The following is a 16497-nucleotide window of genomic DNA, read 5'->3' on the forward strand; positions in this document are numbered from 1 at the left end:
ATACTATTTCAAACGACTCAATTGCGTTTTGGCAATTTTGATTTCCTTTTTAATTTTTGAAATTTCTTTTAAAACAAAGGAAATTTCATACCCATCGCTTATGGCTTCCTTATCAAATTTTTCCATAACAATATAATAGTACTTCTTACCTATATACTGAACCTTCAAGGGTTTATCTACATTTTGGGCAATAAAATCAATAATTCCATTATCGGCATTGTCTTTATAGTTTACAACTTCCCAATAGGTGCCCCCATCTTCAAAATGCCGGTTATCAAATTCATCGTAAGGAATTTCTTCACTCACCACAGACTGGTCTTTGTGGTAAACCTTAATTTTTGAATGGTTAATATAATGGTCGCCCGAATATCGGCTTGATATATAAAAATTACCATCCATATCTAAATGAGCCCTAAGATAAGTCCGGTTAAAAGAGTTTTGAGGTTTTTGCCTTTTATGGATTAATATTTCCTTTTCACCGTATTCTTTGCTTACCCTAAAGTTTTTCATTAAAACTTCCAACTCTTTTTCTTTCTTAACCAATGCGCTGTCTAAAAAAGAGAGGCTACGCTCCTGTTCACTGATTTTAATTTTTCGGATCAGATCTTCTGCCCTGGCAACAAATTCTATTTCGGATGGAAAATCTATAGTTATGGAATCCAGTATTAACATGGCGTCATTGAAATGCCCTTGATCATACAGGCCCGAAGCCCTGTCAAACTTTTCTCTGGCAATTTCTTCGGAAGTGGGACCGCAGCCCGACAATAAAACTATTGATAATGCAATAACTACGGTTGAAACTCTACTTTTTCGGATCATTTAATATCATTTTTAGCAAAAATATTCATTTCTCCTTTATTTTATTGCAACAGATCATGAGAATTTTTATTACCAATGTTTGCGATTCGTTTTTTTGACACCTTCCTCTCCCTAAATAAACCATGCTAATAAAAAACTTGTTTGCCATTTTCAATAATAAAAGCCCTTTCCTGAAACCCTTTTGTGTGGTTAACATACGGCAAATCGGGTGAAAAACATCATTTCAAAAAAAAAGCCGGCAATAAATACCGGCTTTAATCAATATTAAGATGGTTAATCTTAATTTAAAAATTCAAAATCTTTAACTCTCACACATAAGGCCGATTGAACGTCCCCTGTTTTGGTTTGGTATCCAGAGCTATATGGTTCTCCTTCTACTAAAACTTTCTTTCCTTTTTTCAGGTAATCCACAAATTTGGTATCACTTTCTTTCGAACGCCAAATATCCGCTCTTACCCATTCGGTTTTCTCAACCTTTTCTCCCTTTGAATTCTTATAGGTTCTGGAAACAGCTACATCAAAATTGATCACTTTGTTGTTTCCAACTTCTTTTATAGTGGCGTCAGAACCCAGATTACCACTTACCATTAATTTAAACATTTAAAATAATTGTTTGATTAAACATTCCGGCCTCTTTTATTCATAAATAATTCAGGCTTACTCAAATATAAATCAATTTAACCAAACACACAAATACATTCTGTAAAATAAAAGTTCAATATAACAACCTGTCACTTCATTAAAATACCAAAACTAAATATCAATAGTCTTTTCCTTTTGAGGTCTCAACAAGCTTTTTGGTACTTAACAAACCACAAGCTGCATAAATATCCTCCCCTCTCGACTTCCTAACAGTTGTTGTAACACCTTTATTTTCCAGTATTTGTTTAAATTTCTCCATCACCTCATCCGAACATCCCTTTAACGGGGAATTGGGAATGGGATGAAACTTAATCAGGTTAACCCTGGCCTTTAATCCATTTATCAATTTCACAAGGGCTTCAGCATGCATTTTAGAATCATTCACACCACTAAACATAATATATTCAAAAGAAATTCTCCTTTGACGACCAAAATCATATTCCCTTAGTACATTCACCACATTTTCTATTGAATATACATTTTCTATAGGCATCAATTCCTTTCGTTGTTCATTTAAAGCTGCATGCATACTAATGGCCAAATGACAATCACTTTCTTCAATAAACCTTCGCATCGCAGGTATAACCCCAATGGTAGAAACATTTACCCTTCGAGGGCTCCAGGCAAATCCCCATTCCGATGTAATAATCTCCAGACTTTTGAGCACTTCGTCAATATTATCCATAGGCTCTCCCATACCCATATATACCAAATTGGTAAGCTCATCTTTTTCGTTGATACTTACCATTTGATTCAATATCTCTCCGGCAGTAAGGTTTTTCTGAAACCCTTGCTTCCCGGTCATACAAAACAGGCATCCCATTTTACAACCCACCTGCGAACTCACACACAATGTTTTTCTGTTCTCTGACGGTATATAAGCTGCCTCTATATATTGATCGGAAACTGTTTTAAACAGGTATTTTTTTGTCCCGTCAATTGATTCCTGCACATTGCTATAGGTCGATAAACCTACTTCAAAACGGGCTTTTAACACTTCCCGGTTTTTTTTTGAGATATTCAACATATCATCAAAACTCCCTACTTTTTTTTTGTATAGCCAGTCTACCAACTGCTTTGCTACAAATCCAGGAAACTTTAACTCCTTAACCACCCCCTTTAATTCTTCCAAGGTTTTCCCAAACAGCGCTTCTTTGTTCATCATTTTCTTGTTTATCGTGATTGCTTTATACCCGGCACAGTTAATATCATTTATTTAAGCATAGAATCCTTGCAGCGTATACGCTATATATCTGGCAAGACAAACCATTTTACAATAAAGCACATTGATTAAAAATAAATTTCGGCTTTAACATTTGCAAAATCTATATCCTTTTCTAAAATAATATCCCTTACATCTACAACCATATCCGGGTTTCCGCAAAGGTAATATTTAATCTGTTTTGGTAAACTACTTTGCTCTTTTAACCAGGTGGTTAATCTACCGGAATAAACTTTATCAGAATTTTCGGCAGTACAAAAGCGAAGATACCCCTCCCCCATACATTCCTCAAAAAGATCCTGATATAGAAAATGATCCAGGGTTCTGCTACCATGAAGTATTTTTAAGGGCAAATTGCACCCTGATTTAGCCATAGAAACAAACGGGGCAATACCTGTACCGGTAGCAATCCACCATTTATCACCCTTTTCCGGTGTAAAATCGCCAAAAGGTTTTGAAACAAAAACCTCATCTCCCTCTTTAAGCCGGATTAGTTGTGGGGTTAAAAATCCATCAGGCACAACATCAAAAAGAATAGTAAACACATTTTCATCTGCCCCACTGGCTATACTGTACAACCTTGGTTCATGCTCATTATTAATTGCCAGGGCAACAACCTGTCCGGGTACAAACTCAAATTTTCTTACAAAGGAAAGCGTGTAAACATTCGAAACGACATGATTCAATTCTACAACTTTACTGGCAAATAACTCTATCTTTTTTCGTGGCATATATTAAAACAAATTACGATAGCATTGTTTAGTAATCAGATCATTAGTGCTATTTTATCGGCATATAAACCTCAGTTACCCACTGTCTTTCGTCGGCTACTACCTTCGGATCATTTATATAAACCTCAAAAGGAACCACTTCCTTGCTCTCAGAAAGCTTATGAACCTGCATATAGCTCATTCCTGCAGACCAGGCATTCCCAAGATGTTCATAGTCTCCTTTAAATGTAATCTTCACCGCTTTTACAGATGGAATCTCACCCTGATACCAGGGTTCGGGAACAGTTACTTCTCCCATTACAGGCACTGCGGCAGTATATACACACTTTTTTGTAAAAAAATCAAATTCATGATATAAGGATAGAGCACGGTTATAATCCAGTCCCCTTTCATCTGCCATTGTTTTTAAGTTCCCAAACACCTTTGGCATGGTAGATCCGACTTCATCCAGTTCACAAGCCACTTTTTCTCCCACATATTTAAAGGAAGGACAATCCACTATTCCATCAATTTTTATATCCGAAGCAACATAACCCTTCTCAGCATAATCTTTAATCATTTTTAATCCCCTCTCATAATCCATCCCAACCATAGGTTCCATCATTTTTGTCATGAACCGGAACAAAAAAGGCATTTCTCCTTGCATCCCCCAGGTCACATTAGTAACAGAATCATTGATTATTTTAAAATTCCAGTACACCAACGAACTGGATTCAAAAGGCTTTATAAACCTGATTTCCTGCTTTATATAATTTCGTGGCACGATCTCAGTATGTTTGATAACTCCGGAACCTACCAATTCCCCTTCCCATCTATATTCATTATCCAACTCAAAGCCAGAGCCTGAAACTTCCACCCTTGCACCGGGTTCCATACACAACCAGGGCGACCACGTTCCCCACTTATTAAAATCAACAATTAAGTCAAAAACCTCTTCCGAAGCTTTATTTATGGTTATATTCCGCTCCACCTTGTAATTTCCTTCAAGAGTATACAACCATATTAAAGTACCTGCAATAGCCATTGCAACAACCACTAGTGTTGCTATAAAAAACTTCTTCATCTTTAAACCTGTTAATTAGATTAATTTTAAACTGATTAGAATACAATCAAAACACATTATTAAAATTTAACCATATTTACTTAAACACCAAACCTTGTTCAAAAGTTTATTTATTGTTTTTCCTTCGTTATACCCACATGCAACAATAGTTTTACCAACACTTAAAGCATTTTAATTACCGAAACTTTGTAAATTAGAAATCATATTGTAACATTATTAGTCCTTTTCTCGAAAAAGCAAGAAACAACAAGTAAGAGTTTGTTATGAAATTTTCAATTATCCTGGCATTTACGATTTTTTTTACATCATGCGAATTGTTTCACCCGGATCCACAAATCCCATCTGTTCCCATGATTTATTTCGACTTTAACGAAAACAACACTTCCAGCGGGATTGAAGATTTCAAGACATTTGGTAACCAAAACCTCTCATATAAACCCGGGATCAAAGATTCCTGTCTTGATTTATCCATTACATCACGATCCAGAAAACCTGTAATCATAAAAACCAAAGGCGACCTGATGCTTGAGCACCAACCTCAAATGGCCGTTATGGTATGGGTAAAGCAAAAACTAAACGACCTGGAAACATATGGAATAATCGGAAACAAAAGCATTGATGCCAGTCATGAAAAAGGATGGATTATTTCAACCACCCCCAAAGGTGCCTGGAAACTACAGCTATCTGATGGTTTACAAAACTGGGAATATACTGCCACTCCATCGCGTCAAAGGATAAACGACGGAAAATGGCATCAATTAGGCTTTTATATTAATAAGGATGAAAACATGACCTATACCTATTTCGACGGGCAACCGGTTGGAATACTGAACATGCAAAATTTTACAAACTTTGAAGCTGATTACCATTTGCATATCGGCTGTAATCCCGGCTCAAACGATTATTCCAAGGATGCATTTAACGGAATGATCGATGAAATTGGCATATGGTCAAAACCCCTTAGTCATGAAGATTTTAAAAATGCCTACCTATGCCTGAAAAAAGAAAAACTTCCATCCACAGAATATGCTGGGGAAACCTTTAAAGTACTTACCTGGAACATATGGAATGGTGGGAAACAAATGGGAAAAACAGCCGGAATAAATCAAATCGTTAATGTAATAAAAAAATCAGGTGCAGATATTGTATCCCTCCAGGAGGATTTTGGAGCCGGACAATACATTTCTGACAAACTGGGATTTACTTATTACAAATGCTCAGAAAACCTGAGTCTGCTAAGCCGCTTTCCCATTTCAAAAACACATCAAATATTCCGCCCATTAAACATAGGCATAGTACAGCTCTTACTCAAAGAAAACGACCCTATTCTTATCTGTCCCATATGGCTTTCGTTTACTCCAAACATCAAGGGTATGCTTGCCAACCCAGAGGCAAATCAGGATACAATCATCAACATTGAAGAAAAATCGAGGGGCAGCGAAGTTCGGTTCATCCTGAGCGAACTGAAAAAATTCAGCACCCAGATTGAATCCGGCTCCATCATATTGGCTGGGGATTTCAACAGCGGGTCCCATCTCGACTGGACTGCCGACAACATAAACAACAAATACAACAAAGTCATCCCTTTTCCAACCTCCATCCTGTTGGAAGAAAACAATTATACTGATGCCTACAGGCAAATATGGCCCGGCAACCTAAAAAAACAGGGAAACACATATTCACCTATATTCAAGGAAGGGTATAACGACAGGATAGACTTTGTTTATTACAAGGGAACAACTATTGAAGCCATTGATGCAAGCGTAATAGACAAAACCGATTCATTTTTCCCATCCGACCATGCCGCATTACTGATTACTTTTAAAAGAAAACAAAAATAAATTGTAATTTAGATAGGGGTAAATACCACTATTGCCTGTCTTTAAGTAAAGCAACATAATTGCAGTTTAATGCTAAAAGCGGAACACATAAACATAAATGACGGAATTCTCTTTGAAAAAATAAAACAAGGAGACCAGAAAGCCTTTGAACAAGTGTTCAGGCAACATTATGTGCATTTGGTTGCTTTTGCCAATACGATTTTACACGATACTGACAAAGCAGAAAGTATTGTACAAAACGTATTTGTAAAACTTTGGGAGAAACGCAAGCAATATCAAGTTGTTTCATTAAAAGGGTATTTAATGATTGCGGTTAAAAACAGCTGCAACAACGAAATCAAACGATTACAACAAGAAAGGAACTTCAGGCAATCGGCTGACAAAACCCAAATTAGTGAAACCATGGTATATTCTGACAGTTGGGTAATGGATAAAATATCATCCATCATAAACCAACTCCCTGAGCAGAGAAAAAAAATATTCAAACTCAGTCGACTTGAGGGGTTAAAATACCGTGAAATTGCTGCAAAACTAAACATCTCTCCCAAAACAGTGGAAATTCAAATGGGGAAAGCCCTAAAGTTTTTGAGAGAAAATCTGGTAGAGTTAAAAAAACAAGTGTACCATATTTTATGGTAATTATTCAATGGCAATGAAAAAGTTTAATAAAAATATCGATTGGAACCTGGCTGGGAAGGTAATATCCGGTGAAGCAAGCTCCCGAGAGCAAATAGAATTTGATCTTTGGCTCAATAAGGACAATAACATAAACGAATGGAATAAACTATTAAGCGAAGTGGAACAGGCAGAATATGCACTGACCAGCGAAAGTATTGATATAGAAAGGGCATGGAAAAGCGTTAGAAACAAAACCACTTCAAAAACAATACAAACACATAAAAGGTACTATTTAGTTGCTGTAGCTGCTTCCATCATTATACTCATTGGCATATTCTTGTTTATAGACTGGCACAGGACTCCTCAGCACCTCTTTACCTTTTCTACACAAAACCTGGTTGAACAGGTAAATTTAAAAGATGGATCATCGGTAGATTTAAACAGACACAGCTCTATATCGCTACCAGAATCATTTAATACAAACAAAAGGACTCTTGAATTACAAGGCGAAGCTTTTTTTGATATAAAAAGAAATGAAAAAATCCCATTTGTTATACACACAAAACATATTACCATAAAGGTATTGGGCACATCATTCAATGTAAAAGACTACCCAAACTCTGATTACAGCGAAGTAATTGTAAAAACAGGTATAGTTGAAGTTATTGCCCACAACGATAGTTTAAATAAAACACTTTTAAACGCAGGTGACAAAGCCATATATAACCGGGAAACAAACCAATTAACCAAAACTGAAAACAAGAATATAAATTACTTATCCTGGAAAACTAAAGACATTTCATTTAAAAAGGATAAAATGACCGATGCCATCAAACTTCTTGAAGAAGTTTATAATGTAGAAATTTCAGGAACAGAAGAACTCAACCCTGAAAATGAAATAAGCGCCACGTTTGAAAAAAACACCATTGAACACATACTTAGTACAATCAACAAGTCACACAGCTTAAACTTAGAATATAAAATAAAGGAGTAATCTCTATTATTGGTCTTTAATATAGAATTATTCCTTTATATTTATATAAATGAAACTCAAGGCTCTCATAATTTTGTTTTTGCTCTATTGTTTTGCTACAATACATACACAGGTACTTAAAACCAACACACCTACCGATTCTTTACTGATATCTTCCCGATACAAAAACATCACAATTGAAAATTTCCTTGATTCGTTACACCAAAAACATCAATTCCACTTTGCCTATGATCCGTCGGGCTTGCCTTTTGATTCAGTTATTGATGTAAATTTCACAGACCAGACTATAAACGCAGTCATTCAACATATTTTTAAAGAATATTCGCCCTCAGTCCATATATCTGACAAACAAGTGATCATATCACAAGGATTTCGCAATACTAAAGTTAAAGATTACATCATACTTCAAGGCTTTATTAAATCAACAGAAGATGGGAAAAACCTCCCTCTGGTAAACATCTCAATCACTGGGGAAGCCATTGGTACCACCAGTAATTTTGATGGATATTATAAGTTTCTCATCCCTAGAAACAACATAGGCAGCAAAGTCAGCTTTTCAAGCATAGGCTACGAAACAAAAAACATTGACATCCCATCGGGCGACAGCTTAATAAACCTCAACCTCAACCCTACCACAATAAAAATCAGGGAAATTGAGGTTAAGTATTTAAAGGCCCCTGAAATAATATACCAGGTACAACAAAACATCCCCTACAATTACCCGGAAACACCCATGCTACTTACAGGCTTTTTTAGGGAAACCATAAAGCAGGATGGAAAATACATTGAAGTTTCCGAAGCTGTTCTTGACATTTACAAAAGCTCATATAACTCTGATGATGTAGAAAAAGCGAGATTCGTTAAAGGTCGCAAAAGCGTTGATGACAAGGAGATTTCTTTGGCACGGTTAAAACTGGCAGGAGGTCCAAGTTTATTTGCTGCTATTGACGTTGTAAAACATACCAACTTCTTTAATACCGACGATGGCGTACAATACCTATATCATTACCTGGGAAAAGGCTTTGAACATGGAAAAGTTATTTATAAAGTAGGGTTTAAACCAGTTATTGAAACAGAAAACATATATTACCAGGGGGAATTACACATAGATACAGAAACCTACGCACTAATAAGCGCCGATTTTAATATGACAAAAAAAACGCTGAAAGAAAGCGAAAAATATCTAATACGTAAAAACGCAAAAAAGATAAAATCAACCCCAATACACACCAACTATCACATTGATTACCGCCCCTTTGGCAACAAATGGATTTTAAACAGTATCAGAGGCGAACTAAAAATAAAAATACTGGACAAAAGAAACCGAAAGACAAAATCAATTTATACTACAACCACAGAATTACTTATAACCAATGCAATAAATGGCAAAGGACAAAAAATTAAATATTCTGAGGCTTTTAAAACCAATTATATATTAGCTGATAAAATAAATAATGAAGATGTTGATTTCTGGAAAGATTTTAACGTAATCAACCCCGAAGAAAGCTTGAAGAATATATTCCGATCGGACGCAGTGGAAATAAATGTAGTACCACAACGCGAAAAAACCAAGCCATAAAGCCTGGTTTTTCGGTTATTTATAATCTGACATTAAATATGTATTAGGCGCAATGTTTTTGCAAATATTCAATGGTTGAACCTACCGATTCTAATTTTGGCAATTCTGAATTGCCTATTTCAACTTCAAACTTCGTCTCTAATAAAAACAAAAAGCAAGTTAAATCAATTTCATCAACCAATAGTTCTTCCTTTAAAGCAGCATCCTCAACAATCCTCTCCCTTGGCACACCAGTCTTTCTCAATACTTTATACAAGTTTCTCCTAATTGTATCTTGTTTCATAACCTTACAGTTTTCAATAACAATATGCTTATTTTACTAGTAAGACAATCATTATAAACCCCACACGTATAAAAAAAGTGAATTTTTAAATAAATAATTTTAAGCAACTGAAAACAGGAGACAAAATTTTAATCTCCAAAAGCAACCTTTAATAAATAACACTGCTATATTTGCATCCTTCTAAATTATAAAACAAGACAACAATGAATACTTGGTTTGAATGCAAAGTTAAATATGAAACAGTTGACGAACAGACTGGTAAAGAAAAAAAAGTAAATCTACCATACCTTATTGATGCCGTATCGTACACGGAGGCAGAGAGCAGAATCCATGCCGAGATGGAACAATACGTCAGAGGAGAATTCTCTGTTCCTTCGATAAAAAAAGCCAACTACACCGATTTGTTTTTTTACGATGATGGCGATAAGTGGTACAAATGCAAAGTGGTTTTTGTTAGCATTGATGAAAATGCCGGAAAAGAAAAGAAAGTATCAAATCAAATGTTAGTGCTGGCTTCTGACCTAAAAGAAGCATACGACAGGATAAATGAATCTATGCAGGGAATGACTGTAGATTTTGATATCACTTCAATTATAGAAAGCAACATTGCCGATGTGTTTCCCTATTTCAAAGATGAAGTTAACGAACCCATCCCAGACCACTTAACACCCCTAAGCGACTACCAACAAAAAAATTCAGAAACATTCCAGCAAGAGTCTGAAAGCTTTAATGCCGATACCGAAGACAAAATATCTGATGAAGATTTTTAGCATCAGGCATACAATATAAAAAATAATTGTTGCCATATAATAATCAGAGTTATTGTTGTATGGCAACATTTTTTTTAAAACCTCACCCCTCTCTACATGATTTTACGTAAATAATTTCAAAAATATCCCCCTTTATTTTCTCCCGATTATTTACTATATTCACAGTCCTTTAAATACTCAATCAAATTTTATGTTTTAAACCTTATCGCTTAAACTTTTTGTTTACATGAATGTTATGCTAACGGTAATTATAAATTAACACAATATACATTCACATTTTTTAATAAAGTATGTTTTTAAACAATATTTAATTACAATCTGTAGATTTTTAGGCGCTTTTCGTAATAACAACTCACATTTTAATGATTATTTTATTTTTAAATGAAGAAAAATATCTTTAATTGATTATTTTTGCTGCGCTTAATACATGAAGATTCATAAAACCGAATGATAATGAAAGAGGAAGTATTCAACTTAAAACCAACCAAGAAGGATCGTAAGGACATGATCCAGTACATCAACCTTCAATTGGCTGCATTAGGACAACCGCTATTTCACGATGAAACGGATGCCCAAAAAAAACTTTCGAATGCCAAATTCATGGGATTGACAGAAGGTTTAATAAGCAGCTTTAGGGAAAAATCAAGATTGTTGTCCGATCACCTTTCTCCGGTTGATACAAGGATACAAAACTTTATCAATGATTACCTAAAGGATGTAAACATTGACAAATCACTTCGCATCCCAAACAATACACTTGTATTGAACCAAAAAGGGATGGCCCGTGAAGTTAGTTTACCACCAAACGGCGAAACATTCAAAAATGATCTGATCGAATCATACAGGATTAAACAAGGGATATTAAACAACCCTGCAAACGACAAAAGAACAACAAAAGGTACATTCCATATTGTTGAAGGCGGACTTCCTGTTCCTTTAGACAAAAAAGAAGTACCCAAAGTAACATTTGCACATTTATTAAATGCTGCATTTAATCCTTCGGACGACTTTAAAACCCTTCCTTTTACAGCAAATCAGGAAAAGCAAGCTAAAGTGATGGTATCATTTTTAATGCGCCCTGTTGTGTGTCCGAAAGTGGAAGGTGTTATCGAGGAAAAAAGCATGGAAATCCGCTTTTTTGCACCAGGTTGTTTAGCCAGTAACCTTGATTTTGTGGAAAGCATCTTTGGAAATGCAGGAGATCATAACCTGGCAGAGAACGATGCTGCTTTAGATGTTGAGCACTGGACAGGGACTACCGGATGTATCATCCTTGCTCCCCAAATGACAAAACTAAAGAAAAAAGATGTTGGTCTTCCACATATCTCTGAAGCCACTGAGCGTCAGAAAAAAGACGGTATGTGCTGGGAAAAAGAAGATGAACTATATAACGATGGGGGTGCCTTTAAACTAACCTGTAGAGACGACCGGGGTGTGGTTATTACCTTGATAGCAGATAACTATTACGGATACTCTAAAAAAGAAGTTAAAACTCAAATCGGGTACTCGGCAAACCTATATGGTTTGGTTGAAGAAGAACATGCTGGTGGTGCCGTTGCTTTCCCACGTGGAATTATGGGAGAAAACGTATTCGGCAAAAACTTTATCCAAAAATTCGATTACAACTACAGCTTTAAAGAAGCCATGGAATTAATCAGCGACAAGGCTGAATTAAAAGCAGAAGGCTATGCTGTTGACACAAAATACAAGAATATTGTTTACATCCCCGAAACCGCTGACATTGATATTCAAAAGAGTACGGTAAGCTGGGACAACAACGGAAGTGAATTCTCTTTAAAACTTTCTCCCGATAAGATTTATGTATACCCATCCGGAGATAAGTTCCAATTGGTGAAGCACCCGGCACAACCTCTTTGGAGAATGATTCATACAAATGCAGAAGGAATGTTCTGCCACAAGCCCTGTACTGTTTCAGGTGGCGGTAAATCTGAAATTTCCAAGTCGCTGCAAAACGCTATTAAATACGGAACTTTCAACATTCAGAATCTTGAAGAAGATTTTAAACTGGCTGATGAAATTATTAACAAAGACTACTCTACAAGATGGAAAAACATCCGTTCTGATGCTGGAGATTCACGTCCTTTCCTAAGTACAGAAAGAACTTTAGGTTCTGCGGTTAAGTTGTTAACACCATCTGATCAGTATAGCGACGAATACAACAAGTTCTTAAAAGATATGCCGGAGCACATCAGAACTTTAGTATTATTTATCAAGCGTTTATACCGAAACGATACAGAAAAAGGCAACTGGAAAGATTATATGACTGTAGAAATTGTAAACGGTCGTGCAGGAACCACCTTAATGTATAAAAATAATGCGGTTATCGGTAGCTATGTTCGTATTGGTTTTAGCAAAGATGGTAACTGGTTAGTACACAAACTGCGTTCAGACTTTGTGCCTAGTCACAAAATCCAGATGGAGGATGACATTACAGCTTCCATTACTATCCCGGCTTCAAAAGTTGCACACTTAAACAATGAATATAGCAACCCAAGTGTAAAAGTAACCAAGAACTGTGAGAGCCACTTGTTCCAACGTCCAGATGAGGCTGTAATCAGAGGTTATGACATTGATGCTGAGTTAGACATGGTTCAGCCAAACACATTCTTGACCAACTACGAACCAATGCGCAAAGCTGATGCCGTTGAATTAGTAGAGGATGCAATCAACTTTGATAAATATACTCAACCAGTTAAGGATCTGATATCAAAAGTTGCAGAAAGCGATAAGGATGGTTTCTTTGTTACACCTTCGCATACACGCGTAGTGGCTGACGGCCCTACAAAAAACCCTCGTTACCTGCAAAAGAACATTTATGCTGTTGAAACAGAGGATAGTTATTTAGCGGACGTAGGTATCAGACTAAGAAGAAGGATTAAAAAAGACGAACCTGTGATCACTACTGTAAATGCAGTATTACCAGGACGTAGAAACAACCCGGTTGATAAAGAAAATGGAATTCGTCCGTTGAGTGTTTACAACCCAATTCACTATCAGGAACTTCCTGAATTATTTATGGACTTCATCTGTAGTTTAACAGGTAAATCTCCATCAACTCACGGAGCGGGTACTGAAGGTGCTTTAACAAAAGGACCATTTAATATGCTGGCCCCAACATCTGACTTGAACAACGCTTTATTATCATACATCTTAACTGAGTACCAAGGATTCAGTTCGGCAGCAGGATATGTTGGTCAAAGTCGTTTTGATCACGATATCAGTTTATTGATTCCTGAAATTTGGGCACGTTTAGTACCGGAAGACAGGGATCCTAAACTATTAATTGAAACAGGCTGTTTAGAAAAGCTTGAAGACTTTGATTTTGAAGGAAAAAAAGTATTGGCTAGCCGTTTAGGATATAGAATTACTGAAAACTTTGCTTTCAGATGTATGAACCGTCTGTTTGACGAACCAAAGGCTGTGTTCAGCGAAGAAATGCTTAAACCAGAACTTCAGGGTATGGAAGACTTCGTTGATGGAATCAACAATATTGTTGAAGCCCAACAAAAAGTGGCCTTGGCATATTTTGAAGACGGAAGTGTTGAAGCTGCTATACCTCCATTGAAAATATTGTTAAACATTATGGCTTATGGAGAGTATGAAGGTAAAAATATCTGCGATCCGGAATTACGCAAGTATTTTGACAGGGAATACGTAATTGAAAGCGATTGGTACAAAGAAAGACTTAAGCTTAAGCAATCAAAAGAGCTTGCTTTCACAACCAAACAATTAGCAGATCTTGAAGACTTTGCAAGTAAAGCTGAAAATACAGAACTTGTTAATGAGATGAACATTAACAATAGGATTACAATTGCAAAAGAAAGACTTGCTTATGTTGAATCAGACAAATTTGTTGATGATTTGGTAGGTACTATTGGAGCCGACCCTCTTTACAAAAAGTAAATTGAACAATTATTAGATAACTATAAGGAGGTTGCTCAACGGGCAGCCTCCTTTTTTTATTAATGCTTACAATATGTATCAAAATATTGTTTTGATACCTTACAACCCAATTGGGTTGCCCTTTCCCAATCAGCACAAGCCCTGGCTTTATCTCCCTTTTTAAAATAGCAAACCCCTCTATTATAATAAGCACTGGTAAACTCCGGTTTCAACTTAATGGTATAATCATAATCATGAAGGGCCCCATCGTACATATCCATTTTCATAAAACAATTAGCCCTGTTAAAATAATAATAGTGAACCAGATAGAAGTCTTCGCCATTTTGCCTGGCGTAATTAGTAGCGTTTGTATACTCCAAAATGGCTTCGGGCAGTTCAAAACTATCGCGATGAATTTCTGCAAGATAAAAACACAGTTCATCATCATCCTTAAAAATTTTTCTCCCTATCTGAAGTGCATAAACAACGGTATCTTTCAGATCCTTATCAGCAAGCCAGGTCTGGTAAATCAATAAGTAAGTATCACGTAAAACAGAATCTATCGATACAGTTTTTAGCAATATTTTTATGGCTTCTTTACTTTTGTTTTCATCAATACGCTCCTTTGCCACATTCAATAAATCCAAAGCCATATTGCGGTTATCAATATCCACAACATAACTATTTTGAGCATTACCCAACACCCCAATTAATAATATGAATAGAAAAATGTACCTTTTCATCATATCCCTAATTAAAAATGGACATAATCAAAGGTAAGTCAATAATCAAATTGTATCAATACTCATTTTTTGGCGAGATGACATGAAGGAAATCTATATTACATATTCCTACAACACTTCTAATTCCTGAAACTCACTTCATAAAGTCTCACTTTCTGTGCCTTTCCCTTTAGCATGACATGATCTACAAAACAAATTTCGTAGCCATTTTTAAAGTTATTCAAAGTAAGGGCAAAGTTTTCAGTAACCAACATGTCTTTATTGTACTGTTTGCATTGCTTTTGAATGCGGGCTGCAGTATTTAATACATCTCCATGGTAAGCTAACTCAGTTTTTATTTCACCTACTTCTGCCGACATAACTTTTCCTGAATTAATTGATGCAGAGAATATGGGAACCATATTGTATTTATCTTCAAAATAAGAACGGTTATCCTCCAGTTCTTTTTGAAAGAGAAAGAAAAAATCAACTGCCTTTTTAAAATTCTTTTGATTATGGGCTTCCCAGGTTACCACTACCTCATCACCTACAAACTGGTAAACCACTCCCTGAGTTAGCAATAATGGGTTTGAAAGTATTTTAAAACAGTCCTGAATAAAATAACTATACTGTTCGTGTCCTAACTCCTCTGCAAAAGTAGTAGATGATTTCAGATCAAGAAACAGAAAGATTCTGTTTTCTTCCCTTGGTTTCTGATAATACCCCATCATAACCCTTCCCAACTTTCCAAATCCAATCTGACGAAACAGGGTTATCAACAGCTGGTATACATAGCTACCCACAAACATTACAGTAAAAAAGAACAGTATGGTAGAATTAAAAAGAAAATCGCCCATTTCAAGGCGTACCTCACTCCATGCCAAGCCCTTATCTACACTATAATGTACCAACCCGAGCAAAACACCAATCAAAACAAATATTGCTGTATCAAACAATACAAATACCGGTGTTAATCGTTTAATATGATATTTGCGAACCCAAGAAGGATAAACGAAATTTTGGATATACCAGGTAAGTATTGCAAAAACCGAAATGATTATAGATGAACCTAACATACGGTCGTGCATGAAAACCATTCCCTTTGTAAGCATCTCGCCAGTATTTTCTGACTTATACCCCAACCATTGTATAAATAGTGCTAACCGAATGGCTACATTCCAATAAAACAAAGCGTATAGCAAGAAAAACACATGATGCTTTAGTTTGGAACGGACATATTTCTTTTTAAGAATAAACATTCAGTTTACTTTTTAGTGTTAGAATATTAAGTTTGACGCGAAATAAATAAA

14 protein-coding genes are annotated in these 16497 nt (G+C 35.9%); 6 read left to right on the top strand and 8 right to left on the bottom strand.

Going from position 1 to position 16497, the window contains the following annotated elements; genetic code table 11:
* Positions 1-3 precede the first annotated feature (3 nt).
* The 5 genes from OM074_RS13115 to OM074_RS13135 all read right to left on the bottom strand — a co-directional run bounded on the left by OM074_RS13115 (position 4) and on the right by OM074_RS13135 (position 4477).
* Complete coding sequence (locus tag OM074_RS13115; protein WP_301200129.1) at positions 4-819, bottom strand: hypothetical protein; 816 nt, start codon at positions 817-819, stop codon at positions 4-6.
* Positions 820-1098: 279 nt separating this feature from the next.
* On the bottom strand, positions 1099-1419 hold the full coding sequence (locus OM074_RS13120; protein WP_301200131.1) for a single-stranded DNA-binding protein: 321 nt from the start codon (positions 1417-1419) through the stop codon (positions 1099-1101).
* A gap of 160 nt (positions 1420-1579) precedes the next feature.
* Positions 1580-2626 (bottom strand): dual-specificity RNA methyltransferase RlmN, encoded by a 1047-nt coding sequence (gene rlmN, locus OM074_RS13125; RefSeq protein ID WP_301200133.1) that lies wholly within the window; start codon positions 2624-2626, stop codon positions 1580-1582.
* A 125-nt stretch (positions 2627-2751) separates the two neighbouring features.
* Positions 2752-3414, bottom strand: coding sequence for a ferredoxin reductase domain-containing protein (locus tag OM074_RS13130; RefSeq protein ID WP_301200135.1), 663 nt, complete (start codon positions 3412-3414; stop codon positions 2752-2754).
* 49 nt (positions 3415-3463) lie between these two features.
* Positions 3464-4477 carry an SRPBCC family protein gene (locus OM074_RS13135; protein WP_301200137.1) on the bottom strand — a complete coding sequence of 338 codons (1014 nt, stop codon included), beginning with the start codon at positions 4475-4477 and terminating at the stop codon, positions 3464-3466.
* Between the two features lie 263 nt (positions 4478-4740).
* On the opposite strand from OM074_RS13135, the gene OM074_RS13140 reads away from it, so the two are divergent.
* From OM074_RS13140 to OM074_RS13155, 4 genes are all read left to right on the top strand, one after another.
* Entirely contained in the window at positions 4741-6318 is a 1578-nt protein-coding gene (locus OM074_RS13140; RefSeq protein WP_301200139.1) for an endonuclease/exonuclease/phosphatase family protein, read from the top strand.
* 69 nt (positions 6319-6387) lie between these two features.
* Positions 6388-6957, top strand: coding sequence for an RNA polymerase sigma-70 factor (locus OM074_RS13145; protein WP_301200140.1), 570 nt, complete (start codon positions 6388-6390; stop codon positions 6955-6957).
* 13 nt (positions 6958-6970) lie between these two features.
* Positions 6971-7930 (top strand): FecR family protein, encoded by a 960-nt coding sequence (locus OM074_RS13150; RefSeq protein WP_301200142.1) that lies wholly within the window; start codon positions 6971-6973, stop codon positions 7928-7930.
* 49 nt (positions 7931-7979) lie between these two features.
* Complete coding sequence (locus OM074_RS13155; protein WP_301200144.1) at positions 7980-9509, top strand: carboxypeptidase-like regulatory domain-containing protein; 1530 nt, start codon at positions 7980-7982, stop codon at positions 9507-9509.
* 43 nt (positions 9510-9552) lie between these two features.
* Here the strand turns inward: OM074_RS13155 and OM074_RS13160 are convergent, their stop codons facing one another.
* On the bottom strand, positions 9553-9792 hold the full coding sequence (locus OM074_RS13160) for an acyl carrier protein (RefSeq protein ID WP_301200146.1): 240 nt from the start codon (positions 9790-9792) through the stop codon (positions 9553-9555).
* Positions 9793-9995: 203 nt separating this feature from the next.
* Here OM074_RS13160 and OM074_RS13165 point away from each other — a divergent pair, with 203 nt between their 5' ends.
* Positions 9996-10562, top strand: coding sequence for a DUF4494 domain-containing protein (locus OM074_RS13165; protein WP_301200148.1), 567 nt, complete (start codon positions 9996-9998; stop codon positions 10560-10562).
* Between the two features lie 453 nt (positions 10563-11015).
* Positions 11016-14486 (top strand): PPi-type phosphoenolpyruvate carboxykinase family protein, encoded by a 3471-nt coding sequence (locus OM074_RS13170; protein WP_301200149.1) that lies wholly within the window; start codon positions 11016-11018, stop codon positions 14484-14486.
* A 59-nt stretch (positions 14487-14545) separates the two neighbouring features.
* Here OM074_RS13170 and OM074_RS13175 read toward each other — a convergent pair whose 3' ends face one another.
* Together OM074_RS13175 and OM074_RS13180 are read right to left on the bottom strand one after the other, a co-directional pair.
* Entirely contained in the window at positions 14546-15211 is a 666-nt protein-coding gene (locus OM074_RS13175; protein WP_301200151.1) for a tetratricopeptide repeat protein, read from the bottom strand.
* A 116-nt stretch (positions 15212-15327) separates the two neighbouring features.
* Positions 15328-16446 (bottom strand): adenylate/guanylate cyclase domain-containing protein, encoded by a 1119-nt coding sequence (locus OM074_RS13180; RefSeq protein WP_301200153.1) that lies wholly within the window; start codon positions 16444-16446, stop codon positions 15328-15330.
* Between the last annotated feature and the right edge of the window lie 51 nt (positions 16447-16497).

The sequence above is a fragment of the Plebeiibacterium marinum genome, from assembly GCF_026013615.1.
Classification (GTDB): domain Bacteria; phylum Bacteroidota; class Bacteroidia; order Bacteroidales; family Marinilabiliaceae; genus Saccharicrinis; species Saccharicrinis marinus_A.